This is a genomic window from Microbacterium sp. Leaf151 (assembly GCF_001424225.1).
In the GTDB taxonomy this organism is placed as follows: domain Bacteria; phylum Actinomycetota; class Actinomycetes; order Actinomycetales; family Microbacteriaceae; genus Microbacterium.
On sequence record NZ_LMOR01000003.1, the window covers coordinates 290,033 to 314,608 of the forward strand.

19 protein-coding genes and 1 tRNA gene are annotated in these 24,576 nt (G+C 71.2%); 12 read left to right on the forward strand and 8 right to left on the reverse strand.

Annotated features, from left to right (window positions below; translation table 11 throughout):
- Positions 1-266 precede the first annotated feature (266 nt).
- Positions 267-719, forward strand: a complete 453-nt coding sequence (locus ASF76_RS08945) for a MarR family transcriptional regulator (protein ID WP_055956287.1) — start codon at positions 267-269, stop codon at positions 717-719.
- A gap of 133 nt (positions 720-852) precedes the next feature.
- On the opposite strand, the gene ASF76_RS08950 is transcribed toward ASF76_RS08945, so the two are convergent.
- Positions 853-1,200: a hypothetical protein gene (locus ASF76_RS08950; RefSeq protein WP_156459200.1), complete on the reverse strand. Its 348-nt coding sequence runs from the start codon at positions 1,198-1,200 to the stop codon at positions 853-855.
- Positions 1,201-1,618: 418 nt separating this feature from the next.
- Here ASF76_RS08950 and ASF76_RS08955 point away from each other — a divergent pair, with 418 nt between their 5' ends.
- Positions 1,619-2,554, forward strand: a complete 936-nt coding sequence (locus tag ASF76_RS08955; protein ID WP_055956296.1) for an AraC family transcriptional regulator — start codon at positions 1,619-1,621, stop codon at positions 2,552-2,554.
- A gap of 175 nt (positions 2,555-2,729) precedes the next feature.
- On the opposite strand, the gene ASF76_RS08960 is transcribed toward ASF76_RS08955, so the two are convergent.
- On the reverse strand, positions 2,730-4,223 hold the full coding sequence (locus ASF76_RS08960; protein WP_055956299.1) for a SulP family inorganic anion transporter: 1,494 nt from the start codon (positions 4,221-4,223) through the stop codon (positions 2,730-2,732).
- A 117-nt stretch (positions 4,224-4,340) separates the two neighbouring features.
- Between ASF76_RS08960 and ASF76_RS08965 the strand changes: the two genes are divergently transcribed.
- The 4 genes from ASF76_RS08965 (at position 4,341) to ASF76_RS08980 (ending at position 6,401) form a co-directional block, all read left to right on the forward strand.
- Positions 4,341-4,712 carry a MerR family transcriptional regulator gene (locus tag ASF76_RS08965; RefSeq protein WP_055956302.1) on the forward strand — a complete coding sequence of 124 codons (372 nt, stop codon included), beginning with the start codon at positions 4,341-4,343 and terminating at the stop codon, positions 4,710-4,712.
- Positions 4,709-5,284, forward strand: coding sequence for a GNAT family N-acetyltransferase (locus ASF76_RS08970; RefSeq protein WP_055956305.1), 576 nt, complete (start codon positions 4,709-4,711; stop codon positions 5,282-5,284). Before ASF76_RS08965 ends, ASF76_RS08970 begins: the two co-directional genes overlap by 4 nt.
- Positions 5,285-5,775: 491 nt before the next feature.
- Positions 5,776-6,252: an NUDIX hydrolase gene (locus ASF76_RS08975; protein WP_055956308.1), complete on the forward strand. Its 477-nt coding sequence runs from the start codon at positions 5,776-5,778 to the stop codon at positions 6,250-6,252.
- A gap of 57 nt (positions 6,253-6,309) precedes the next feature.
- A tRNA-Ser gene (locus ASF76_RS08980) sits at positions 6,310-6,401 on the forward strand.
- Positions 6,402-6,500: 99 nt separating this feature from the next.
- Here the strand turns inward: ASF76_RS08980 and ASF76_RS08985 are convergent.
- The 3 genes from ASF76_RS08985 to ASF76_RS08995 are packed head-to-tail and all read right to left on the reverse strand — an operon-like array spanning position 6,501 to position 11,087.
- Positions 6,501-8,801, reverse strand: a complete 2,301-nt coding sequence (locus ASF76_RS08985; RefSeq protein WP_156459201.1) for a transglutaminase TgpA family protein — start codon at positions 8,799-8,801, stop codon at positions 6,501-6,503.
- A complete protein-coding gene (locus ASF76_RS08990) occupies positions 8,788-10,044 on the reverse strand; it encodes a DUF58 domain-containing protein (RefSeq protein ID WP_235561270.1) in 1,257 nt (418 codons plus the stop codon). Before ASF76_RS08990 ends, ASF76_RS08985 begins: the two co-directional genes overlap by 14 nt.
- Positions 10,041-11,087, reverse strand: a complete 1,047-nt coding sequence (locus ASF76_RS08995; protein WP_082484954.1) for an AAA family ATPase — start codon at positions 11,085-11,087, stop codon at positions 10,041-10,043. Before ASF76_RS08995 ends, ASF76_RS08990 begins: the two co-directional genes overlap by 4 nt.
- A gap of 183 nt (positions 11,088-11,270) precedes the next feature.
- Here ASF76_RS08995 and ASF76_RS09000 point away from each other — a divergent pair, with 183 nt between their 5' ends.
- The 6 genes from ASF76_RS09000 (at position 11,271) to ASF76_RS09025 (ending at position 19,943) form a co-directional block, all read left to right on the forward strand.
- Positions 11,271-12,203, forward strand: coding sequence for an ROK family protein (locus ASF76_RS09000; RefSeq protein ID WP_055956311.1), 933 nt, complete (start codon positions 11,271-11,273; stop codon positions 12,201-12,203).
- A 141-nt stretch (positions 12,204-12,344) separates the two neighbouring features.
- Positions 12,345-13,550, forward strand: coding sequence for an ROK family transcriptional regulator (locus tag ASF76_RS09005; protein ID WP_055956313.1), 1,206 nt, complete (start codon positions 12,345-12,347; stop codon positions 13,548-13,550).
- A gap of 137 nt (positions 13,551-13,687) precedes the next feature.
- Positions 13,688-15,046, forward strand: a complete 1,359-nt coding sequence (locus ASF76_RS09010; protein WP_055956316.1) for an extracellular solute-binding protein — start codon at positions 13,688-13,690, stop codon at positions 15,044-15,046.
- Positions 15,047-15,048: 2 nt separating this feature from the next.
- On the forward strand, positions 15,049-15,981 hold the full coding sequence (locus ASF76_RS09015; protein ID WP_055956318.1) for a carbohydrate ABC transporter permease: 933 nt from the start codon (positions 15,049-15,051) through the stop codon (positions 15,979-15,981).
- A complete protein-coding gene (locus ASF76_RS09020; protein ID WP_442922762.1) occupies positions 15,978-16,889 on the forward strand; it encodes a carbohydrate ABC transporter permease in 912 nt (303 codons plus the stop codon). The genes ASF76_RS09015 and ASF76_RS09020 overlap by 4 nt, the downstream gene beginning before the upstream one ends.
- A gap of 27 nt (positions 16,890-16,916) precedes the next feature.
- Entirely contained in the window at positions 16,917-19,943 is a 3,027-nt protein-coding gene (locus tag ASF76_RS09025) for an alpha-mannosidase (RefSeq protein WP_055956321.1), read from the forward strand.
- A 402-nt stretch (positions 19,944-20,345) separates the two neighbouring features.
- On the opposite strand, the gene ASF76_RS09030 is transcribed toward ASF76_RS09025, so the two are convergent.
- The 3 genes from ASF76_RS09030 to ASF76_RS09040 all read right to left on the reverse strand — a co-directional run bounded on the left by ASF76_RS09030 (position 20,346) and on the right by ASF76_RS09040 (position 24,421).
- A complete protein-coding gene (locus tag ASF76_RS09030) occupies positions 20,346-20,834 on the reverse strand; it encodes a hypothetical protein (RefSeq protein WP_055956323.1) in 489 nt (162 codons plus the stop codon).
- A 4-nt stretch (positions 20,835-20,838) separates the two neighbouring features.
- Positions 20,839-22,845 (reverse strand): primary-amine oxidase, encoded by a 2,007-nt coding sequence (locus ASF76_RS09035; protein WP_055956326.1) that lies wholly within the window; start codon positions 22,843-22,845, stop codon positions 20,839-20,841.
- 103 nt (positions 22,846-22,948) lie between these two features.
- Positions 22,949-24,421 (reverse strand): APC family permease, encoded by a 1,473-nt coding sequence (locus ASF76_RS09040; protein ID WP_055956329.1) that lies wholly within the window; start codon positions 24,419-24,421, stop codon positions 22,949-22,951.
- Between the last annotated feature and the right edge of the window lie 155 nt (positions 24,422-24,576).

The window sequence follows — 24,576 nt, forward strand, 5'->3', positions numbered from 1 at the left end:
TGACATCGGAGGCGAGCTGCGCAGGGGCCCGTTCGCGAAGCGGCCCCTGCGCGAAGCGGCGCGGGGCATCGCGAGGTGGTCGCGTCCTCGTGCGTGCGCGCGGTCTGGGATACGGGACGGAGCGGCCGTTCGCCCTGGCCCCACGTCCGCATGGCGTCTCTGCACCGCCCGACGTGGTGTCGGTCCGTTCACCGACCGCTCCCGGTTGCGACGCGCGGAACGGAAGACGCGCGCGTACTTGCACGAACTGGGTACGATCGTGGGTCGTGCAGACCTCATCCGAGACCTCCTCGTCGCCCGTGACCGGGTCGGCACTCGGTCGATCCCTGCTGGCCTACGACGAAGCGCGACGAACGGCCGCGGCCGAGGCGCGTCGCGCACTGGGGTTGAACGAGCTCGACGCGCGCGCTTTGCTCTTCGTCGCGGAGAATCCGGGAGCCCGGCCCTCCCACGTGCGCGACCACCTCGGCATCACGTCGGCGGGGGTGACGACCCTCATCGATCGTCTCGTTCAGCGCGGCGCGGTGCGTCGCGACCTCGACGACGACGACCGTCGCGTCAACCACATCACCGCGACCGTCGACCTCGACGCGCCGCCATGGTCTTCACTGCGGGCGTTCGACGCCGATATCGAGTCCGCGATCGCCGCGGTGGATCCGGCCGAGGCGCGACGGATGGCGCAGCTGATCGAGCGCATCGTCGCCACGGTTGCGGGCTGAGCCGCCGGATCTCGATCGGTGGGAGTCCGGACCGGCCTGTGGACCAGGCCGTCGTCGCCGCACGGTACCGCCTCGTCACTTGCTCCGGCGGGCAGCACCGACGGGTCGTCAGCGCGTCAGCGCACGGGCGTCCTCAGGCGCCGCGTGCGGCGAGGAACGCCTCGGACCGCGCCTGCAGGAAGGAGCACAGTGCCGCGAGCGTCGCGAGCTCACCCGACAGCGCCATCACACGCCCCGCGGGAAGGGGCGCGGCGTCTTCGCGCGGTTCGAAGGTGACAGACCACTCCGTCGACCCCTCGGCCGCGCCAGGTGCGACGTAGAACGTCGTCGACACGCTGCGCAGACGAGCCGCAATCAAGCCCGCGTCTTCGCCTTCTCCGACGTCCTGCGGAATGACGCGCAGAATGTCGGCGTCGTCGTATCCGAGGGCGCGGAAATCATCGACCCAGGACTGCAGCGTCGACATGGTGCGAAACGGCATCGGCATCCCTTCGAGAGCGGGCCCTGACGGGCAACCCCCCTCATTATGGCGGGCGCCGAGCGTGTCTGCGCGGGGTCACGGGAGCCGCGCCGAAAAGCTCGCGCGACCACCCACGCCGGGGAACGACGACGACACGGTCCGTGCCGCTCTCACGGCGTACGGAGCCTTCTCCTCCTCGCCGTGCGCGCGAAGACGGCGGACGGACAATGCGCCTGGCGGACGGAATGGCGCGCGTTGCGGCCACATATGCCGAATGCGCACCACAGCCATTTCAAAGGTTACGGTGGAGTGCGGGTGCGGGGGCATCGATGTCGATCGCGGGCCGCTTCGCCGACCGCGTGAGAGCGTTCCCATATGTCCTCGCGTCGGACGACGCAATGGTCTTGCCGCACATTCTCGGACGATTTAGGAAACACTCGTGGAGCACACCAACATCGAAACCCGCGACGCGGAAACCGTCGAGCACCTGTGGCAGACGATCGTCCCCGGTGCGCGAATCGCACGAGCCGAGGCCATCCAGCCGGCGCTCGCCTGGCACGCCGCCTCCGAACCGGGTTTCGGATTCTGCGACTGGACGATGGGCTCCACGATGACGGTCGAGTCCGACCCTCTCGACCAGGTCGTGGTCGGACGCCTCGCCGGTCCCCGTGTGACGGGGACGTACCGGCGCGAACGCATCGACACCGCGGTGCCGTTCATGGTGGTCGATCGCCCGATCGAGTTCGCGTTCACCGGCCGCATCGCCGGCACCGCCGTGTCGTTCGCCCGGTCGGACTTCGACGAGGCCGCGCGCCGGCTCTCGGGCGACGACACGCTGCGCGTCCGGGCAACCGGGCATGCGCCGGTCAACGAGCAGCGGCTGCGCTACTGGACGCGCACGTGGGAGTACACCCGCGACGTGCTGCTGCGCTCGCCCGAGCGCACCCCGATCATCGAGCAGCAGGCCCGCACGCTCATGCTCGAGGCGTCGCTTCTCGCCTTCCCCACCACCTTCACCGATGCGCTCGCCGCGGGCCGTCCGTCGCGCCCGCTGCCGGCCCCGGTGCGTCGTGCCAAGGCCTACGTGGAGGCGCATGCCGCCGAGCCCGTCGTGCTGGCCGACATCGCCCAGGCGGCGCGGCTGTCTCCGCGGGGACTGCAGTACGCCTTCCGCGCGGCGACCGGCCGCACGCCGATGCAGTACCTGCGCCGGGTGCGCCTCGACGCCGCGCGCGCGGAACTGCGCAGCGCGGACCCGTCGGTCGAGACGGTCGCCGCCATCGCCGCGCGCTGGGGCTTTTCGAACCTCGGACGCTTCGCCGCGATGTACCGCGGCGAGTTCGGCGAGACGCCCTCCACCACGCTGCGCTCGTGACATCGGCCGCCGCCCCGGCTCGGAACGGGCGCGGCGGGGCGGAGCGGAGGGGATCCGGTGAGCGGAGGGTGCTGCTGGGTGTCGGCATCCTCCCGTCCCGGTATCTCCTCCCGTCACCGACGCGTCCGGTACCGGTCCTCTCGACGGGCTCCGCGACACCCGTGGGTGGCCGCGGTCAGTGGCCCGCGCCGAGCCCCCCGGTGAGGCGCCCGTGGAACCGCCGAGCGGCGGTGTTCATCCCCTCGAGCTCCACGGTGGTGCCGAGATGCGCGTACTTCGTCTGCACGGCATCCAGTGCCGCCACCGTCGAGGCGTCCCACACGTGCGAGCGCGTCAGGTCGATGACCACCCGCCCCGGGTCGTGGTGGTACGCGAACTTCGTGGTGAGGTCGTTGCTCGAGGCGAAGAACAGTGCGCCCTCGACGACATAGCGGGCGGTGTCGGCCTCGACCGTGCGCGTCACGGTGGTCAGGTTCGCCACGCGCCGGGCGAACAGTACCGCCGCGGCGATCACGCCGACACCGACCCCGATCGCGAGGTTGTGGGTCCAGACCGTGACCGCCACCGTCAGCACCATCACGACGGTCTCGCTCAGCGGCATCCGGCGCAGCGTCGACGGACGGATGCTGTGCCAGTCGAAGGTCGCGACCGAGACGACGATCATCACGGCGACGAGCACCGCCATCGGGATGATGGCCACGATGTCACCGAACACCAGCACGAGCACGAGCAGGAAGACGCCAGCGAGGAAGGTCGAGATGCGGGTGCGGGCGCCCGAGGCCTTGACGTTGATCATGGTCTGGCCGATCATCGCGCAGCCGCCCATCCCTCCGAAGAGACCCGACAGTACGTTGGCCGCGCCCTGACCGAGCGACTCCCGCGTCTTCGAGGAGGGGGTGTCGGTGATGTCGTCGACGAGCGCCGCGGTCATCAGCGACTCCAGCAGCCCCACGATGGCCATCGCCACCGCGAACGGGAAGATGATCGCGAGGGTGTCGAGGGTGAAGGGCACGTTCGGGATCAGGAGCGCCGGCAGGCTCTCGGGCAGCGCGCCCTGATCGCCCACCGTCGGCACCGAGATGCCGAACACCACGGCCGCGCCCGTCAGCAGCACGATGGCGACGAGCGGCGCCGGCACCGCCTTGGTGAAGCGGGGGAGCAGATACATGATCAGGAGCCCCGCCGCGGCGATCGGGTAGACCGCCCAGGGCACGCCGATGAGCTGCGGCACCTGGGCGGTGAAGATGAGGATCGCGAGCGCGTTGACGAAGCCGACCATGACGCTGCGGGGGATGTAGCGCATGAGCTTCGCGACGCCCAGCAGCCCCAGGACCACCTGCAGGAGGCCGCCGAGGATGACGGTGGCGAGAAGGTAGTCGACCCCGTGCTCGCGGGCGACGGGGGCGATGACCAGGGCGATCGCCCCGGTCGCGGCCGAGATCATGGCGGGCCGTCCGCCGAGGAAGGCGATCGCGACGGCCATCACGAACGACGAGAACAGACCGAGCCGCGGGTCGACCCCGGCGATGATCGAGAAGGCGATGGCCTCGGGGATGAGGGCGATGGCCACCACGAGGCCGGCGAGCACCTCGCGCGTCAGCAGCCGCGGCGAACGCAGGGCCTGCAGCACGGTCGGTTCGGGGCGCGGGCGCGCGAGGACGTCGGTCATGGGGATGCTCCGGGAGGTGGGAGGGAACCCGCGTCGGCGCGGGGAAGAATAGGGGGGTCGCGATCGCGACCGCTACGAACTCTACCGTAACGAGAGGGTTGCGGAACGGGGGATGCCATGACCGCCCACCGACCGATGCAGATCGGCGAACTCGCCGAGCGCACCGGGCTGTCGATCCGCACGCTCCGCCACTACGACGAGATCGGTCTGCTGCGGCCCTCTGCGCGCAGCGACGGCGGATTCCGGCTCTACACCCCCGACGACGAGTCGCGGCTGCTGCTCATTCGCCGGATGAAGCCGCTGGGGTACTCGCTCGAGCAGATGGGCGAACTGCTCGCCGTCGTCGACGGGCTCGACGCCGACCCCTCCGATGCGGTCCTCGCCGCCCGCCTGACCGACATCCGCGACGAAGCCGTCACGCGCCGCGATGATCTGCGCCGCAAGCTCGACGCCGCCGACGAGTTCGTCGCGCAGCTGGAGGCGCGGTGACCGCCCACGACCTCGTGCTCGAGGGCCACGGCATCCGTCTCACCCCCGCGCATCCCGATGACGCCGCCGAGGCGTGGGCGCTCACCGACGCCGCGATCTGGGCCGGGATGACGACGTCGTGGCCCGACTCGGCGCGGGCCTACGCCGACCGCGTCGCGCAGCAGCGCGAGACGCCGGGAATGCTCGCGTTCACGGTGCGGGATGCCGAGACCGGCGGCATCCGCGGGGCGACGACGTTCTACGACTATGCGCCGACGCAGGGGCGGGTCGAGGTCGGGACGACGTGGTACGGCCGCGCCTTCCAGGGCGGGAGGACGAACCCCGCGGCGAAGATGCTGCTGCTGGGGCAGGCCTTCGACGCGTGGGGCCTGAACCGTGTGGCGCTGCGGTGCGACGCGCGCAATGCGCGAAGCGCCCGGGCCATCGAGCGTCTCGGGGCCACGCCCGAGGGGCGGCTGCGCCACCACCGGATCGCGTCCGACGGCAGCGTCGGCGACACGCTGTACTTCTCGATTCTGCGCGAGGAGTGGCCGGCGGTTCGCGCCGGGCTCGAGGAGCGCCTGCGCGGGTGAGCCCGTGCCGCGGGCCGTGTTCCGGGCCGGACTGTGCTGGCGGGGGTACCGCGAGCCGTGCTCCACGCCGGTCCGCTCCGGCACGCGCATCCGAAGGGAGGAGATCCGGCCGGGGGAGGGTGCCGCGGCGTGTGTTGTTCCTCCCTTCGCGGGTTCTCCTCCCCTCGCGGGCGAGGCCGCGGCATCCGGGTAGCTCCTCGGTGCGCCCCCGCACGCGCATCCGAAGGGAGGAGGTCCGGCGAGGGGAGGGCGCCGCGGCGTGTGTTGGTCCTCCCTTCGCGGGTTCTCCTCCCTTCGCGGGCGAGGTCGCGGCATCCGGGTCACCGGCGCGCTCCGACATGCGCCGCCGAAGGGAGGAGATCCGGCCAGGGGAGGATGCCGCGGAGTCGCTCGGTCCTCCCGTCGCGGGTTCTCCTCCCGTCCCGGGCGCGACCGTGGCATCCGGGCAGCTCCTCGGCGCGTCCCCGCACGCGCTCTGCAAGACTTCTGACGTGAGCGACGACACGACGGCGAGCGAGCCGAAGACCCGCAGAACGGCCCGAGTCCTCGTCTTCGACGAGGACGGGGCACTGCTGCTGATGAAGCAGCACTGGGGCCGCCGCGTGCGTCCCGCGCGCTGGCTGACGGTCGGCGGGGGAATCGACCCCGGAGAGGATGCCGCGACCGCTGCCGTGCGCGAGCTGTACGAAGAGACGGGTCTTCGAGTGGATGCCGTGGGAGCACCGGTCGCGTTCCGCGAGATCGAGCTGCCCCCGGCGGAGGAGTACGAGCACCGCACCGCGGTGTACTTCGTGCTGCGCACCGCGCGCTTCGAGATCGCCCGGGATGCCTGGACCGCCAGTGAGCAGGACGACATCGTCGACGTGCGCTGGTTCACGCCGGCGGAGCTCGCCGCGTCGGACGACGCCTTCGATCCCGAAGACGTGCGGGGCATCGTGGCCGGCCTCGGATCGGTCGATCCCGTCTGACGACGCGGTCCCGGCTGCGGCGGGGTAACGGTCCGTCGCCGTGTAAGCTCTCCTGTTGGAAGTGTGTCCGAGCGGCCTAAGGAGCATGGCTGGAATCCATGTAGGCGGGGTAACTCGCCTCGCAGGTTCAAATCCTGTCACTTCCGCCACCCGATGAGCCTCACCCCGCAGGGGGTGGGGCTCATCGCCTTTCCCTTGGCGCCCCGCCCCGGATGCCGATTACCCTCCTCTCGGCGGGCCCAGCGCCGTCAGCTGCCGACGGTCTCGCGCTCCGCCTCGACCGCACCCGGGCGCACGACGAGCGAGCGCGGGAACAGGCTCGCCACCAGGCGCCGCGTCCGTGAGGCATCCGCTCGCAGACGAACGCGGATTCGGTCGATCGCGGCGACCAGGGCGGGTCCGCTCGCGGGGTCCACGGCGTCTTCGGCGTAGCTGACGCGTTCCACCGCCGAACGCAGCACACCGACGTCGTCGGCGTCGACGCCGTGATCGCTCGTCAGACGCGCGGCGAAGGCGCGGGGCGACTCGGCTCCGGAGGCCGGGATGCCGAGGTCCACCGCCTCCTCCTGCAGGGCCCGCCACGCCGAGACGGGGTCGCCCGCGCCGGCGGCCGTGAGCCGGCGACGACGCCGCAGCACCCGCACGACCGAGGGTGCGAACACCAGCAGCGCGAACGCGAGGGCGACCAGAGTCGGCGCGACCCACGTCGTGGACGACCGTTGTCCGGCGGAGACGCCGGGGCCGTCCTGCTCGCCCAGGTCGGGGCGCCCGGCCTGCGACGGCGCCGTCGAGGGCTGCGCGTCGGGGGAGGCGGCATCCTGCTCGGGGGTGTCGGTCGTCCCCGATCCGCCCGAACCCGATCCCGACGCGAAGTTCGTCGGCACGCCGAGGCTGTTGGTGGGTTCGAAGGGCACCCATCCGATGCCCTCGAACGACACCTCGGGCCACGCGTGCAACTGGCTGGAGCTCACCGTGTACTCGGTGCCGCCCTGTTGCGCGGTGCTCGACGCGGTTCCCGGGAGGTAGCCGATGACGATGCGCGCGGGGATGCCGAGCGAGCGGGCCATCACGGCGAAGGCGGAGGCGTAGTGCACGCAATAGCCCGCGCGCACCTCGAGGAAGTCGGCGACGGCATCCACTCCCGCGCCGTCGAAGCCCGACTCGACGGGGGCGTCGAGCGAGTAGCGGAACTCGCTGCTGCGGAACCACGTCTGCAGTGCCAGCAGTTGGTCGTAGGGCGACTGCGCGCCCGCGGTGACCTCGCGCGCGGTGTCGCCGATGACGGCGGGCACGTCGTCCGGCAAGGACACCAGCGACGGATCGAGACCGGGTCCCCCCACCGCGCTCGAGCGGATCTGCTCGAGCGTCGGCCGCGGCACGTCGGCCTGCACCTCGTAGACCTGCTCGCGGGTGGACCCCGCGCGCGTGACGACCGTGCGGTTCTGCGGCATCCCGAGCCAGTCCCCGGTGAGTCCGGTCACGGTGGAGGCGGGGTAGGGCACCGGCAGCCAGGGACTGTCGAGCTGGTCGACGGTCACCGTGGTGTCGTAGTCCTCGACGGTCACGCCCTCGGCGACGGCGACCGGGTCGAATACGGCGCCCTCGGCCTGAACGGGCACGGTGTCGGAGCTGTCGGGTTGCCACACGGCGCCGTCGAAGCGCGAGAGGGTCACCGCTCGGAGGTACGGAGCCGTGGGTGCCGTCGTGCGCACGGAGAGCACCTCGACCTCGCGCGGTTGACGCAGGTCGTTGCCGAGCTCGAGGTTGGGGTTGATGGTCGTGCCGATGCCGCCGCTGCCCCCGGTCGCGAAGCGCAGATCCGGTTGGGGCAGGAGCGGGGTGGCGACCACCGCGACGATCACGGCGACGGCGGCGACGCCCAGAGCGGTCGCCGAGACACCCCGCACGCGCGGGGAGTCCGATCGCGACGACGCGGTCGCCGCGCGGGCGCGCGTGTCGATGCGCAGCAGGAACAGCAGCGCCGCCGCCAGCAGCACGAATCCCGCGATGTCGATGTCGGAGGGGATGGCGATCGTGGGGATCAACGACACCGCGACCAGGCCGACACCGGCCAGCAGCGGCATCCGGGCGGTCAGCACGACGTGGTCGAGCACCACCGCGAGGCCGGCGATGGCGCCGACCAACAGGAACGACAGACCCGTCTGCGCGTCCACCGGCGCGACACCGACACGGATCTCCTCCGACGCCGCGGCCAGCAGGTCGGGCACCGACGCGAACGTCGCCGGGGTGGGGATGACCCCGAGCAGGGCGGTGGAGCGGCCGAAGATCGCCGTCAGCAGCACGATGCCCACCGCGACCTCGATGACGCTCGCGAGCACCGCCGGCAGTCGTCCGACGCGTACGAGCAGTCCCGCCCCGAGGACGGCGGCCGTGACGAACACGGCCCCCGCGACCCACGGCCCCGGGGCGATGACCGAGAACACCGGTAGCAGGGCACTCGCGATCGCGGCGAACAGTCCGATGGTCAGGAGCATCGCGTCGCGCCGCCGTCGCGGGGTGCGCAGCACCGTGACGTCAGCTGTCGACACGGGCGTACCCCTCTTCCATCGCGTCGTCCCACGCCGCAGCCACGTCGCCCCCGGGCCACAGGACGGCGGCCTTCCATCCTCCGGCCCGCAGGCCCTCGATCTCTGCCCGCTCGGCGACCACGAGCAGCACCGGCAGCGCCGAGTGGTGGGCCACGGCCCCCAGTGCGGTGCGGTCGTCGGGTTCGAGCGTGCCCGTGATCACCACGACGGGACCCGTCAGGGCGGCGGCGGATGCCGGCACCACGCGGCGTGCGGGATCGTCGGTACGAGCGCGCAGGGTGGCGAAACCGGCCGCTGCGGCCCGCGCTTCTCCGTCGTCGCCGCCCTCGACCGGATCGATCAGCAGACTGCCGTCGCTGTCGACGACGTCGACGGTGTACCCCTCGTGCACGAGGCGCGCGATGACCGAGACGCAGGCCGTCACCGCCGTCTCGAAGGCCTCATCGGCGCCCGGGGCGCTCGCTGCGAGCGGGGTCCATCGCGAGAGCGCGCGGTCGAGCACCACCGTGGCCGCCGGGCTCGATTCCTGCTCCTCCTGGCGCACCATGAGGGTGTCGCGGTGAGCGGTCGCGCGCCAGTGGATGCGGCGCATCGAGTCACCCGGGGCGTACGGGCGCGCGACGAGGTTGTCAGACCCCTGCCCCAGCTGCAGCGTCGTCGTCTGCCGGCCGCCACCGGCCTCGCCCGAGGCGCGGGGAAGCGGGGCGAGGTCGACGATGGCGGGCGCGACCGTCACGGGCGTCGTGCGTCCCAGAGCGAGGCGTCGCCGCAGCAGTCCGAACGGATCGGTGGTCGTCACCTCGAGGGGCCCCAGAGCATGGATGCCACGCGTCACGCCGACCATGTCGTAGCGCACCTGCACGGAGGCGCCGGTGCCCGACAGTGCCGACCCGGTGGCCGGAGAGGTGCCCTCAGCGCGGCCCGCGAGGCCCGGGGGAAGAGCATCGGACCACCGGCCCGGGCCGCTCGGCAGGGCGCTGCGCATCCCCGCTCGCACGGTCACCGTCGCGGTGCCGCCGACCTCGGGGACGTCGGGGGAGACGACGCGGGTGACGGCGCCCCCACCGCGCGTGAGCAGGAGGGCGATCGCCGCGGCCACCAGGAGGGCTGTCAGCAGGGTCGCGAAATACAGCAGCTCCGGGATGCCGGCTCGTTCGGCGATCATGAACGCCGCGGCCGCGAGCAGCAGCGCCCCCGTCCCGCGCAGGGTGAAGGGCCACCGGCGTCGCACCACCGACCTCACGGACGCGGCGCGAGGGGCACCCGCACGCTCGCGGCGATACGCTCGAGCGCCTCGACCACGACGGCGGCCCCGGCTCGCCCGCCCGCGGCGGACCGGTTCGGGATCAGGCGGTGCGCGAAAACCGGCGACAGCAGCTCGGTGATGTCGTCGGGGATCACATACGAGCGGGCGTCGAGCGCGGCGCGCACCTTCGCCGCGCGCACGAGCTGCAGGGTCGCGCGCGGGCTCGCGCCGAGACGGATGTCGGGGTGGCTGCGCGTGGCCTGCGCGAGGGCGACGACGTACTCCTCGAGCGCGGGGGCGAGGTGCACGCCGCGCGCCCAGGCGATCATCGCGGTGACCTCTCGTGCCGAGGCGACCGGGGTCAGGCCGTCGAGCGGGTTGACCGCGTCGCGCTGGCGGAGCATGAGCGCTTCGGCGGCGGCATCCGGGTACCCCATCGAGATGCGCATGAGGAACCGGTCGCGCTGCGCCTCGGGGAGGGCGTAGGTGCCCTCCATTTCGAACGGGTTCTGGGTCGCAACGACGAGGAAGGGCGAGGGGAGCACGTGCGTGCGACCGTCGACGGTCACCTGGCGCTCTTCCATCGCCTCGAGCAGCGACGACTGCGTCTTAGGGGAGGAGCGGTTGATCTCGTCTGCGATGACGATGTGGGCGAACACCGCGCCGGGCGTGAACTCGAAGTGCCGCTGCACCGGATTGAACACCGATACGCCGGTGATGTCACCCGGCAGGAGATCGGGGGTGAACTGGATGCGACGCACGTCGGCGTCGATCGTGGCCGCCAGCGCCCGGGCGAGCATCGTCTTGCCGACTCCCGGCACGTCTTCGATGAGCAGGTGTCCCTCGGCGAGGAGGGCGATGAGGGCGCTGCGCACGGCGCGCGGCTTGCCGTCGATGACCTTCCCCACCGAGGCGAGGATCTTCCCGGTCAGGCGGGCGAACTCGTCCGCGTCGAGCGGGGCGTCCAGCACCCCTCGGGCGGGGGCGGAATCGCTGCGGCGCAGCCGCGATGCCGCTTCGGGCGTGACCGTCTCGTCCATGGCATCCCTTGTCTCGCGGGGCAGAGGTGTGTCGCGGGTAGAGGCGCCCCCTTGCACCGTGACCTGATCGTAACCCGCGCCGCGGGCACCGGGGCTCGATTGCGCAGGACGTTCAGGCGTCACTCGGCGTATGCACCGGCCCCTAGGATCGGGGAGCGTTGGTCCACCCGAGGAGCCCCGCGAATGTCCGAAGCCACCCCGTCCCTTCCCGCTTACACGCACGTGCTCGCCGTCGACATCGGCGGCACCAAAGTCGATGCGGCCCTCGTCTCCCTCGACGGCGAGGTCGTTCGCGAGAGCGTCTCGCGGCGGACGACCGGGCGGAAGGCCGACCGCGACGAGGTCGCGCGCCATGTCCGGGAGGCCGCGATCGCGGCCCTCGCCGCCGCCCCCGACGCCCGAGTCGGCGCGATCGGCGTCGGCAGCGCCGGCCCGGTCGACCTGCCCTCGCGCTCGGTGTCGCCGCTGAACCTCCCGCTGGCGGCGGGCCTGGCGATCGATGACGTGCTCGCGGGCCTCGTCGACGGCCCGATCCATCTCGCCCTCGACGGCACATGCATCGCGCTCGCCGAGCACTGGCGGGGTGCCCTGGTCGGCTGCGATGACGCCATGGCGATCGTGGTGTCGACGGGCGTGGGCGGCGGATTCGTCATGGGCGGGCAGCCGGCCACGGGTGCGAGCGGTAACGCCGGGCACCTGGGTCAGATCTTCGTGCGCACGATCGAGGGCGACGAAGTCGTGGCATCCACTCTCGAGGCCGTCGCCGCCGGCCCCGGCACGGTCGCGTGGGCCCGCGCACAGGGCTGGGAGGGCGAGACGGGGCTCGACCTCGCCGCCTCGCACGCGGCCGGCGACCCCATCGCCCTCGCGGCCGTATCGCGTTCGGCCACCGCCGTCGGTCAGGCCATCGCCTCGGCCGCGACCCTGTGCGACCTCGAGGCCGTCGCCATCGCCGGCGGTTTCTCGCACGTGGCGCCCGATTACATCGATCAGGTGCGCGAGGCAGCCCAGGCAGCGTCGTTGCACGCGTACGCGCGTCGCTGCCGTGTGGTCGGTTCCGGCCTCGACGGCGACGGCCCGTTGTTGGGGGCCGCCGCCCTCGCTCTGCAGTCCTGACGCGCAGCCTCCTCCCCGCAGGGCGGCACGGCGCCCCGCAGGCGGCCCGGCGCCCCGCAGGGCAGCCCGGCGCCCCGGCAGGGCGGGCGTACCCTGAATGGCGAGGGCCGCGCCGCGGACCGGCGAACGAAGGCGGGGGCCATGCGTACGGGATCCAACCTGCCCGCGGTGGGTGAGTACAACCAGACGCTGGTGCTCGATCTGATCCGCCGCTCGCCCGAGGGGCTCAGCCGGGTGGAACTCTCCGCCCGCACAGGTCTGAGCGCCCAGACGTTGAGCAACGTCACCCGGCGTCTCGCCGACGAGGGGCTCATCGTCGAGGCGGGCAAGGTCATCTCGGGCCCCGGCAAGCCCCGGACGCTGCTGAAGCTCGACCCCCGCTCCCGCTTCGCGGTGGGGGTGCACCTCGACCCCGTCGTCGACACGATCGTCGTCGTCGATATGGCGGGCGAGGTCATCGTGCACGACGAGATCCCGCGCACACCTCACGCCACCCCCGCCGAATTGGTGGATGCCGTGGGCGCTGCCGTCGACACGATCGTCGAGCGCGCGGGCATCTCCCGCGATCTCGTGCTCGGTGTGGGTGTGGCCGCTCCCGGCCCCTTCGACGCCCGGGGCGGGCGCCTGCTCGACCCTCCCCTCCTGCCGCAGTGGCACAACGTCAACGTCCGCGAGGACCTCGGCGCGGTGACCGGGCTGCCGGTCCTCGTCGAGAAGGACGTCACCGCGGCGATGATCGGTGAAATGTGGTTCGACCGCTCCGACCGGCTGGCCGACGCGATGTTCCTGTACTACGGCGCCGGCGTGGGGCTCGGCGTGGCCATCGCCGGTGCGCCGGTGCGCGGGCGTACGGGCAACGCCGGCGGCATCGCCCACGTCGTCGTCGACCCCGACGGACCGCGCTGCGCGTGCGGGTCGCGAGGGTGCCTCGGTGTGTCGATCGAGCCGCGCGTGCTCCTCGCCGAAGCCGGGTACGACCCGGGCGACGCGGGGGACACGCGCCCCCACCTCGACCGCCTGGTCGACGGTGCGCGCCGGGGCGACTCGCGGGCGGTGGAGGTGCTGGAGCGCGCGGGGGAGCGGATCGCGCGCGCCCTCGTAGTGACCAACAACCTCCTCGACGTCGACGAGGTCGTGCTCGGCGGCCCGGTCTGGGAGCGTCTCGCCGGGGTGCTCGGTGACACGGTGGCCGCCCGGGTGGCCAGCGATCCGGTGTCGACCTCGACGCGGGCGATCGTGGTCCGCCGCTCTCTCGTCGGCCTCGATGTGGCCGCGGTGGGCGCCGCCTGTCTCCTGCTCGACGGCGCGTTCGCGGCGCGACCCGCTCGCATGATGATCGCCCTCTGAGGCGTTTTTCCGCGGTTCACAGGCGTCCGTGGCTGGATCGTTACCGAGAGGACCACACGCGGACTTGCCGAGTTAGTCCATTTGATTTATAAAAGTTCCTGGCGACGCGGTGTCTCCACCCGAGCAAGGGAGCTTCCATGAAGAAACTGACGATGGCGAGCGGTCTTCTGACCGCCACCGCCCTGACCGTGGCTCTGGCCGGCTGCTCCGGCGGCAGCGCCGACGCGGGCGACAGCACGACCATCCGAGTGGCCTACCAGACCACGGCGACCTTCAACGCGATGCAGACGCTGATGGAGACGGCGAAGGAGCAGTACGAGGCCGCGCACGAGGGCATGACCGTCGAGCTCGTCCCGATCCAGGCCGAGGGCGCCGACTACTACACGAAGCTCGCGCTGATGAACAAGTCGGCCAGCACCGCTCCTGACGTGCAGTACGAAGACACGTTCAAGATCCAGTCCGACGCGGCCGCCGGCTACCTGCTGCCCCTCGACGACTACCTGGCCTCATGGGAGGACTGGTCGCAGTTCGCCGAGGGCGCCCAGCAGGCCGGCCTCGGTCCCGACGGCAAGACCTACGGCGTCTCGCTCGGAACCGACACCCGCGGCCTCTGGTACAACAAGGCCATCTTCAGCGCCGCCGGCATCTCGGTGCCGTGGCAGCCGAAGACCTGGGACGATGTGCTCTCCGCCGCCGAGAAGGTCAAGGCGTCGAACCCGGACGTCATCCCGCTCAACGTCTACTCGGGCAAGACCGCCGGTGAGGCAGCGTCGATGCAGGGCCTCGAGATGCTGCTCTACGGCACCGAGGACACCCTCTACGACACCGACAGCAAGAAGTGGGTCGTCGGCAGCCAGGGCTTCAAGGACTCGCTGCAGTTCGTCTCCGACGTCTACCAGGGCGGCCTCGGCCCGTCGCTGCAGCAGGCTCTCGACCCCAACATCTTCACCAGCGTGACCGCCGACTGGCTGCCCTCGGGCAAGCTCGCGATGGCGCTCGACGGCTCATGGCAGTCTGCCGCGTGGGTCGAAGGCGGTTCGGCCGCGTGGCCCGAGTGGAGCGACGCCCTCGGCATCGCCGCCATGCCGACCCAGGACGGCCAGGCTCCCGGCTCGACGAGCATGTCGGGTGGCTGGACCCTCGCCATCGGCAAGAACACCAAGAACGCCGACGCCGCGTGGGACTTCCTCTCGACCGCGGTGAACAAGGACAACGCCACCGCCTACGGCATCGACAACAGCCAGATCGCCGTGCGCGCCGACGTCGCCGAGTCCAGCGAGTACCTCGACGCCAACCCGAGCTTCGAGACCTTCTCGAGCTTCGTCGACACCACGCACTTCCGTCCCGCGACCGAGGACTACGACAAGATCTCGAACCAGATCCAGGTCGCCATGGAGGCCGTCATGACCGGTCAGTCCAGCGTCTCGGACGCTGCCGCCGCCTACGACCAGGCCGTCATCGGCATCGTCGGCGAAGAGAACACCCAGAAGGGCTGACCGTGACCGCCCTGGCTTCCACCGGGGCGACCGGAACCGGCCGGGGGTCGCGCGTGAAGACGCGCGGCCTCCGGTCGTCGGCCCGGGCGCTCCCCCTTCTCCCCGCAGCCCTTCTGCTCGCGGTGTTCCTGCTCGGACCGATCCTCGTGTCGCTGTGGGGTTCGCTCACCAACGCCACCCTCTCGGGTTCGACGGCCGTCGCGAGCGAGTTCATCGGACTCGACAACTACACCCAGCTCTTCAAGGCCCCCGACTTCCCCGTCTCGGTCATCAACACGATCGTCTTCGTGTTCTTCTCCGCCGTCATCGGGCAGAACGTGCTCGGCCTCGCCCTGGCGCTCATGATGCGCTCGGGCAACCGCGTCGTCACCGCGGTCGTCGGCACCATCGTCGTCACGGCGTGGGTGCTCCCCGAGATCGTCGCGGCGTTCGCCGCCTACGCGTTCTTCCGCGACAACGGCACCCTCAACGGCATCCTCGCCCTCTTCGGCGCGGAACCGGTGAGCTGGTTGTTCACGATGCCCGTGCTCATGGTGATCTTCGCGAACATCTGGCGTGGCACGGCGTTCTCGATGATGGTCTACTCCGCGGCCCTCGCCGACGTGCCGCCCGAGATCACCGAGGCCGCCGAGGTCGACGGCGCGAGTGGCATCAAGCGCCTCATCTTCATCACCATCCCCATGATCCGCTCCACCATCGGCACCAACTCGATGATCGTGACCCTGCAGACCCTCTCGGTCTTCACACTGATCTTCGTCATGACCGGCGGTGGCCCCGGCAACGCGAGCACGACCCTGCCGATCCTCGCCTACCAGCAGGGTCTGAAATTCGGGGAGCTGGGCTACGGCACGGCCATCGCCACGATCATGCTGCTCATCGGTGCGGTGTTCTCGTTCTTCTACGTCCGCGCGCTGCGCGAGGAGGTCTCGTCGTGAGTGCCACCACCACCCTCCCCGAAGTGACGGGTCGCAGCCGGTCCGTCTCGCGGGCCCCGAAGAAGACCAAGGCGTCTCTGTCGTCGCCGCGCACGCGCGCGCTGAGCGTGCTGAGCAACACGCTGCTGATCGTCGTCGGCATCCTGTTCGTCGTCCCGCTCATCTGGCTCGTCACGGCGTCGCTCGACGCGCAGCCGACGCTGGCGATCAAGATGCCCGAGGTCGTCACGCTCGACAACTTCGCGGCCGTGATGAAGCCCGACCTGCTGTTTTTGCCGCTGTGGAACAGCGTGCTGCTCGCGGGCGGCACGGCCGTCGCCACCGTCGTGCTCGCGTCGCTGGCCGCGTACCCGCTGTCGCGATACAAGATGCGCGTCGGCAAGCCCTTCCTCTACGCGGTGCTCTTCGGCACGTGCCTTCCGATCACCGCGATCATGGTGCCGGTCTACAGCCTGTTCGTGCAGCTGAACCTCATCGACTCCATCGGGGGCACGATCCTCTTCCTCACCGCGAGCGCCCTGCCGATCGCGATCTGGATGATGAAGAACTTCATGGACGGCGTGCCCGTCGAGCTCGAGCACGCGGCCTGGATGGACGGCGCGGGCTCGATGCGCACGCTCGTACAGATCGTGCTGCCGCTCATGCGTCCCGGGATCGCCGTGGTGTTCATCTTCACGTTCATCCAGGCGTGGGGGAACTTCTTCGTGCCCTTCGTGCTGCTGCTCAGCCCCGACTACCAGCCGGCCGCCGTCAGCATCTTCAACTTCTTCGGGTCGTTCGGGGCGGTGGCCTACGGCCAGCTCGCGGCCTATTCGATCGTCTACTCCCTGCCCGTCCTCGGCCTGTACGTGCTCGTGCAGCGCGGACTCGGCGGCCCGTCGGCTCTCGCCGGCGCGGTCAAGGGCTGACTCGTCCCCCCAGACAAGGAACATTTCATGCATGACCGCACCGCGCTCACCGAGATGCGCATCGACCGTTTCATCCGCGAGCGCCTCGCCCCGGCCGTCTATCGCGCCCGCCGTCCCCTGACCGTCTCCGCGTGGGAGGCGCCCGGCGAGCCCGTTCCCTTCGATGAGGCTCGGGATGCCGATTACCGCCCCTTCACGATCGGAACGCCGTGGGGCCGGGCGTGGGGGACCACGTGGTTCGCCGTCTCCGGCGAGGTCCCCGCCGACTGGCGCGACGCCGACGGCGCCCTGCCCGAAGGTACGGTCGCCGAGCTCGTCGTCGACCTCGGCTTCACGGCCGGCCAGAGCGGCTTCCAGTGCGAGGCGCTGATCTGGAACCGCGAGGGCGCCCCCATCAAGGGCATCTCACCCTTCAACAACGCCACCCCCGCGGCCATCGACGCCGAGGGACGTGTCGACGTGCTCGTGGAGGCCGCCTCCAACCCCGATGTGGGCAGCCTCTTCACGTTCGAGCCCACGGCGGTGGGCGATCCCGCCACCGCCGGCGACGCGCCTCTCTACACGCTCCGCGAGATGTCGATCGGCCTGCGCGACATGGCGGTGTGGGACCTGCTTCAGGACTTCCGCCTGCTCCACGGGCTGATCGCCGAGCTCGATGCGACCTCCGCCCGCCGCGCGACCCTGATCGAGGGGATGGATGCCGCGATCGACGCAGTCGATCCCCACGACGTCGCCGGCACGGCACAGGCCGGTCGCGACGTGCTGGCCCCTCTGCTGGCCGCGCCCGCGGCATCCAGTGCCCACGTGCTGCACGCGGTCGGTCACGCCCACATCGATTCCGCGTGGCTCTGGCCCGTGCGCGAGACCGCCCGAAAGGTCTCACGCACGTTCAGCAACGTGCTCTCACTCATGGACGAAGACCCCGGGTTCGTCTTCGCGAGCTCCTCGGCGCAGCAGTTCGCGTGGATGAAGGAGCACTACCCGGCCCTCTGGGAGCGGCTGAAGGCCCGCGTCGCCGAGGGGCGCTTCGTGCCCGTGGGCGGCATGTGGGTCGAGTCCGACACCAACATGGTCGGCGGCGAGGCGATGGCCCGCCAGTTCGTGGAGGGCAAGACGTTCTTCCTCGACGAGTTCGGCATCGACACCGAAGAGGTGTGGCTGCCCGACTCGTTCGGCTACAGCGGCGCCCTGCCGCAGATCATGAAGGCCGCGGGTGCCCGCTGGTTCCTCACGCAGAAGATCTCCTGGAACGAGACCAACCGCATCCCGCACCACACCTTCCGCTGGGAGGGCATCGACGGCTCGCGCATCTTCACGCACTTCCCGCCCGTCGACAAGTACAACTCCGAGGTGACCGCGGCCGACCTCGCGCACGCCGAGCGCAACTTCGCCGACAAAGGCCGCGCCCGCACCTCGCTGCTTCCCTACGGCTTCGGCGACGGCGGCGGCGGGCCCACCCGAGAGATGACCGCGACGATCGCCCGCACGCACTCCCTCGAGGGTGCCCCGATCGTGAAGCACTCCACCCCGCGGGAGTTCTTCGAGACGGCCGAGGCCGAATACGCCGATCCCGCCGTCTGGGCGGGGGAGCTGTACCTCGAGTTCCACCGCGGCACCTACACGAGCCAACTGCGCACCAAGCAGGGCAACCGTCGCAGCGAGCACCTGCTGCGCGAGGCGGAGCTGTGGGCGGCCACGGCGACCGTGCGCACGGGAGCGGCCTATCCGGCCGAGACGTTCCAGCGGCTGTGGCGTCTGGTCTTGCTGCAGCAGTTCCACGACATCCTGCCCGGCACCTCGATCGCCTGGGTGCACCGGGACGCCGAGCGCAACTACGAAGCGATCGCGGCCGAGCTCGAGCAGGTCATCTCCGCCAGTCTCCGCGCCCTCGTCGGCACGGGTGACCGTGCGATCGTCGCCAATGCGGCCCCGCACCGCCGCGCCGGGGCTCCGGCCCTCGCGATCGCCCCGGCGACCCCCGCGGCCGACGTCGCCCCGCGCGTCGAGGGCGAGGGTTTCGTCCTCGACAACGGCATCGTCCGCGCCGAGATCGACGGCCGCGGGCTGATCGTCTCGCTCGTGGATCTGGCATCCGGGAGAGAGGTCGTTCCCGCGGGCCGGACCGCCGGCCTCTTCGAGGTGTTCCGTGACACCCCCACCCAGTGGGACGCGTGGGACATCGACGAGACCTACCGCCGTCATGCGACGCCTCTCGACTCCGCCGACAGCGTGCGGGTCGACGGCGACGCGATCGTCGTCGAGCGCACCGTCGGCGATTCCACGATCGGCCAGCGCATGGCTCTCGCCGAAGGCTCCCGCACGGTGCGCCTGTCGCTCGACGTCGACTGGCATGAGCAGCAGAAACTGCTCAAGCTCGGCGTTCCCGTCGACGTGCACACCGACCGGGCGGCATCCGAGATCCAGTTCGGGCACATCGTGCGCCCGACGCACACGAACACGTCGTGGGACTCGGCGCGCTTCGAGACCGCCGCGCACCGCTGGGTGCGGGTGGCCGAGCCGGGCTTCGGCGTCGCCGTGACGAACGACTCCACCTACGGGCACGACATCACCCGCCACGAACGCGAGGCCGGTGGCACGTACTCCCTGGTGCGGCTGTCGATCATCCGTTCGGCGATGTTCCCCGACCCGGGCCAGGATCAGGGCGCGCATCACCTCGAGGTCGGCATCGTCGTGGGAGCCGACGTGGTCGACGCGGTCGCCGAGGGCTATCGCACCAATCTGCCGACGCGCGTGGTGACGGATGCCGCCGAGACCATGGTCGCGCCTCTGGTCGCGATCGACGTGCCCGGCGTCGTCGTCGAGGCCGTCAAGCTCGCGCAGGACGGCTCGGGCGACGTGGTCGTGCGGCTGTACGAGGCGCTGGGCGAGCGGACGCGGGCGCATCTCGAGGCGGGCTTCGACGTGTCGGGCGTCACGGAGACCGACCTGCTCGAGCGCGAGGTCGACGCCGCGGCGGTGACGAGCGTCTCGGGCGGCGCCGTCGAGCTCGACCTGCGTCCGTTCCAGCTGGTGACGCTGCGGCTGAAGCGCTGACCGCCGGCGCCCGCGGGCGCGAGGGAGACCGGTGCGGCCGGGGAGCGCGACGCCCCCCGGTCGCACCGTCGTTCGCCCGCCGCGCCCGTTCCATGGCGCGTGCGCGTCACCGCGTGGTGGGGGCGCCGCTCCTGTTCCTCCGCTGGTCCCGGCCGCGCCCATCGGCGCGCGGGAGGAGATTCCGGGAGCGGAGGAGGGTTGCCGTGGGCACGGTCCTCCATTCCCGGTTTCTCCTCCGCTGCGTGTCGTATCGCGCCGGCGCGTGACCGGCGGAGGACGGGGGGTGCGGGGAGGAGGGATGCCACGGCGGCTTCCTCCACTCGTCCCGGGTCCTCCCCTCGTCGCGGCCGACGCCGTGCGTTGAGCGGCCGAAGCGTTGCCGTGGCCTCCGCGCGACCGGGGTCACACGGCCGCGACCGCCATCAGGACCACGGATGCCGCCATCGCGGCGATCTGGGCCCGATCGAGCCGCGCCGGCATCTTCAGCACGGCCGCAAGAGACAAGCCGACGTACCCGATCACAGCGCCCGCGAGCACGGGTCCGAGCCCCGGACCATGCGCGTGGGACGCGGCGGGCCCGCCCATGCCGAGCTGCAGCGCGGCCATCACCACCATCCCCAGGGTGGTGTGCGCGGTCATCAGCGCGGACACCCTCGGTGCCCGCTTCTGACGCGGCCGCCGCCAGATGGCGAGGGCCAGCGCGGCCGTGAGCAATACCACCGTCCAGTACACCGGCGCGACGAGGCCCGCCACCGCCGCATCCAGCATCGCCAGCAGCATGAGCACGGATGCCGCGACCTCGGGCGGCCGCACCCGCGCGCGGTCGGCTGCCAGACAGCAGGCGCCGACCGCGGCGGGCGCGACCGCCCAGGCGTGGAGGATCTCGCTCATCGCCTCAGCAGTGGCATCCGGAAGCGGGCTCGTCGGACGCGTGGGGACCGTGCCCGTGCGCGTCCGTGTGGGCCATCGGGGCGCAGTGCGTGCTCGCCGGTGCCGGCACGTTGAGCACCGGGTTGCGCTCGAAGAAGTTGTAGGGCTTCAACGTGAACTTCGCGTAATCCATCGGCATGACCGGCCAGTCCTCGTTACGCGGGAAGTGCGTCAGGCCAAAGGTGTGCCAGAGCACGACGTCCTCGCCCACGAGCGGCTCGTCGCCCTCGATGAAGGCCGGGATGCCGGCACCGCCCGGGTGCTGGTTGACGAAGTCGCCGGCGGCGTAGCGCTCATCGGGGTCGTACTTCGTCACGAACAGGTTCTTCGTGGCGAAGGCGGCGCGCGCGGCGATCGAGGAGTCGTCGTCGGCGAGCAGCACGGGCGTCTCGGTGGGGAAGAGCATGTACGACGTCGCCTGCCCGCGCTCGGTGGTCTTCTCGGTCGAGGCGATCTGCCAGACACGGCTGACCGCGCCGTCGGCGAGACGACCCGAGACTTTCTCGGAAGTGATCGCCGTCACCTTCTTGGTGAAGGCGTTGCCGGCGGGGTTGGTCGCCGAGATCGGCACGCGCACCGCGTCGATCTCGTTGACGACGTTCGCTACGCCGTCGACGGTCATGTCGAGCCGGGCCGAAAAGAGGTGCTGGTGGTAGGGGGCGCCGAGTCCCGGTGCCACCTCCGACGCGTAGGGGTAGCCCTCGCCCGGGTAGGCCGACGTGAACAGGATGCCGGTGAGCTTCGCCTCGCATTCGATCGTGCCGTCGAGGTAGAGGTACCAGTAGAAGCCGTAGTCGTAGTTGCCCACGGTGGTGAAGAACGAGATGACCAGGCGGCGGGCCCGGCGGACCTCGCTCGCTCCGGTGAAGATGTCGGTGTGCTTCCAGAGGGTGCCGAAGTCCTCCTCGTGCATGCACACCGCGTTGCGGACGGTGCGCGGCATCCCGTTCTCGTCCGACAGCACGGCGTCGACGTAGGTGATGTCGCCGACGCAGTCGCATCCGAGTTCGAGCTCGTTCGTGTAGCGGCCGAACAGGTACTCGCCGGTGTCGAAGTAGTTCTGCCAGAACCGGTTCGGGGCGGGGTCCGCGTAGGGCACGACCATCTCGCTGATCGAACCGCGGTACATCACCGGGCGCCCCGCGAACGAGAGTTGACGCAGGATCAGGCCCTCGCGGGTGTCGAAGCCGATGCGCAGATCCCACTCGCCCCACGTGACGTGCTCGCCGTCGACGACGAAGCTCGACCCCTCGGGCTGGGTGATGACGATGGGCTTCAGGCCCTCCAGCGCCGGGCCCTGCAACTCGGGGTCGTCGTAGTTGCCGTGCGTCTCGGGCACGGTGAAACCGGGGGTGTCGACGACCTCGATCACGCGGCGGTCGGCGACGTCGATGTAGGCGGTGAGGCCGTCGACGGGGTGGGCCCACGGGTGGTCGGCGGGGTGATCCTGCCGGAACGCGAAGGTGCGCAGCACCCGTCGACCCACCTCGTTCTCGTAGCCGTAGTGCCCCGCCGACAGCGGTACGAGCACGACGTCGGCGGTGGTCAGGCCCCGCGCGGCGAGGGCGGAGACCCAGACCTCGCTCTCGTTCGCGATGACGCCGACCTCCTCGAACTCCGCGTCGAGGATGGGGAGCTGTCCGTCGGAGCCGTCGAGCTCGGTCTCGCGCAGCACGGCGCCCGACGCGAGCGAGACGACGAGGTCGAGCGAGTGCGCCGTGCGCAGGTTCAGCAGTTGCACGCGGGCGCGGCGCTCGGGCGACGGAGCCTCACCGCGCTCCCACGCCAGCACCGCGCCCTTGGGGGCCTCTTCGAGGCCGACGTACGCGAAGCGGGTGGCTTCGTCGACGCCGGGAAGGCCGGCGACGATGGCGTGGACGGCGGTGATCTCGGCGGAGGTGAGGGAGGCGAGGGGGTGGGCGGGCGCGGCGGGGGCGACGAAAGCGGTGGCGGTCGGATCGGTGAGGGTCATGGTGTCTCTCTCGGGTGGAACGGTCGGAACGGGGTCGGGGGGAACAGCGGCGCCGGATGCCGCGGCGTCGGGGGAGGCGCCGCGGGCGCCGCGGCATCCGGAATCACCCGGCGATGGTGTCGGTGAGCTTCGCGTAGGCGGCGGGGCGCCGGCGACGGATCCACGCCGCTTGCGCGTATCCGAGCAGCGGGAAGACGACGACGAGTCCGAGCAGCGACCACGTCACGGCGCCGAAGACCGGAGCCCCGTCGCCGTCGACGTCGCCGACCATGATCGGGAAGTAGACGACGATGATCACCGCCGACGCCAGCAGCCCCAGGAAGCCCAGCGCGGGGGCGACGATCGTGTTCCACACCCGGCGATCGGCGCGGGTGCGGGCGAAGTAGACGATCACCGCGACAGAGGTCGCCGCCATCAGCACCGCGATGGCGAGGGTCGCCACCCCGGCGAACCACGTGAACACCTGCAGCAGCGGGTCGAGGTTCAGCACGGCGAACACCACCGTGAGCACGCCCGCGGTCGCGGTCTGCACGATCGACGAGACGTGGGGCGACAGGTGGCGCGCGTGCACGGCGCCCACGCGGTCGGGCAGCACCCCCGCGCCCGCCATCGCGTGCTGATAGCGGGTGAGCACGTTGTGGAACGACAGCACGCACGCGAACATCGACGTCAGCAGCAGCACGTTGACGACGATCTCGCCCACGGTGCCGAGATAGATCGCGACGGTGCGGAGCATGAGGGTGCCGGGATCGGCGGCGGCCTCCATGATCCCGCCGGGCCCCCAGGCCATCACCAGGCCCCACGAGGCCAGCGTGTAGAAGATGCCGATGCCGATGACCGCGCCGTACGTGGCCCGGGGGATGGTGCGGTCGGGATCGCGCGCTTCGTCGCGGAAGATGGCCGTCGCCTCGAACCCGATGAAGGCCGCGATGGCGAACATGAGACCCACGCCCGGGGAGCCGCTGAAGACGTTGGCCGGCTCGAAGGGGGCGGCGCTCAACCCTTCGGGTCCGCCGTTCACCACCACGGCGGCGACGAGCGCCAGCACGATGGCGACCTCGGCGACCAGCAGCACGCCGAGCACCTTGCTCGAGAGGTCGATGTGCCGGTAGCCCAGGATGCCGACGAGTCCGACGGTCAACAGCGCGTAGAGCCACCACGCCACCGCGGGTCCGCCGAGCGACACGACGGTGATGCTCAAGAGGTAGCCGATGTAGCCGTACACCGACACCTGGATGGTCGTGTAGGTCAGCATCGCCGTCCACGCGGCGGCGAGGCCCGACGGCCGGCCCAGGCCGTAGCCGATGTAGGTGAAGAAGGCGCCGGGCCGCGGCACGTGCCGGGTCATCGCGGCCAAGCCCACCGCGAACAGCAGCAGGATGACGGCGCTGACGGCGTACAGCGTCGGGAAGCCCGCACCGTTTCCGATCAGGATGCCGAGGGGGGCGGCGCCACCGACGACGGTGAGCGGTGAGGCCGCGGCGACGACCATGAAGACGATGGCGGTGACGCCGAGGGAGCCCTGCAGGGTCCGCTTCGCCGACGCCGCCACCCCCTGCGATTCGAGTTGGGTCATATCGGTTCCTCCGGGTTCGGGTGTGCAACCGACAGTGCTCCTCCGCCGTTGCGCGACCGTGAGGGGCGCGTGAAGGTGTCGTTCCCGCGACTGAGACCGACGGCGGCGGTCGTCTCATTCGGGGGACACGCCCCTGAAACACGGGTGTCGCCGAG

What these genes read in the sequence shown, in the direction of transcription:
- ASF76_RS08950 (WP_156459200.1), bottom strand. Translation starts at nt 1,200, where the DNA reads ATGCCGTTTCGCACCATGTCGACGCTGCAGTCCTGGGTCGATGATTTC.
- ASF76_RS08960 (WP_055956299.1), bottom strand. Translation starts at nt 4,223, where the DNA reads ATGACCGACGTCCTCGCGCGCCCGCGCCCCGAACCGACCGTGCTGCAG.
- ASF76_RS08965 (WP_055956302.1), top strand. Translation starts at nt 4,341, where the DNA reads ATGACCGCCCACCGACCGATGCAGATCGGCGAACTCGCCGAGCGCACC.
- ASF76_RS08995 (WP_082484954.1), bottom strand. Translation starts at nt 11,087, where the DNA reads ATGGACGAGACGGTCACGCCCGAAGCGGCATCGCGGCTGCGCCGCAGC.
- ASF76_RS09000 (WP_055956311.1), top strand. Translation starts at nt 11,271, where the DNA reads ATGTCCGAAGCCACCCCGTCCCTTCCCGCTTACACGCACGTGCTCGCC.
- ASF76_RS09005 (WP_055956313.1), top strand. Translation starts at nt 12,345, where the DNA reads ATGCGTACGGGATCCAACCTGCCCGCGGTGGGTGAGTACAACCAGACG.
- ASF76_RS09010 (WP_055956316.1), top strand. Translation starts at nt 13,688, where the DNA reads ATGAAGAAACTGACGATGGCGAGCGGTCTTCTGACCGCCACCGCCCTG.
- ASF76_RS09025 (WP_055956321.1), top strand. Translation starts at nt 16,917, where the DNA reads ATGCATGACCGCACCGCGCTCACCGAGATGCGCATCGACCGTTTCATC.
- ASF76_RS09030 (WP_055956323.1), bottom strand. Translation starts at nt 20,834, where the DNA reads ATGAGCGAGATCCTCCACGCCTGGGCGGTCGCGCCCGCCGCGGTCGGC.
- ASF76_RS09035 (WP_055956326.1), bottom strand. Translation starts at nt 22,845, where the DNA reads ATGACCCTCACCGATCCGACCGCCACCGCTTTCGTCGCCCCCGCCGCG.
- ASF76_RS09040 (WP_055956329.1), bottom strand. Translation starts at nt 24,421, where the DNA reads ATGACCCAACTCGAATCGCAGGGGGTGGCGGCGTCGGCGAAGCGGACC.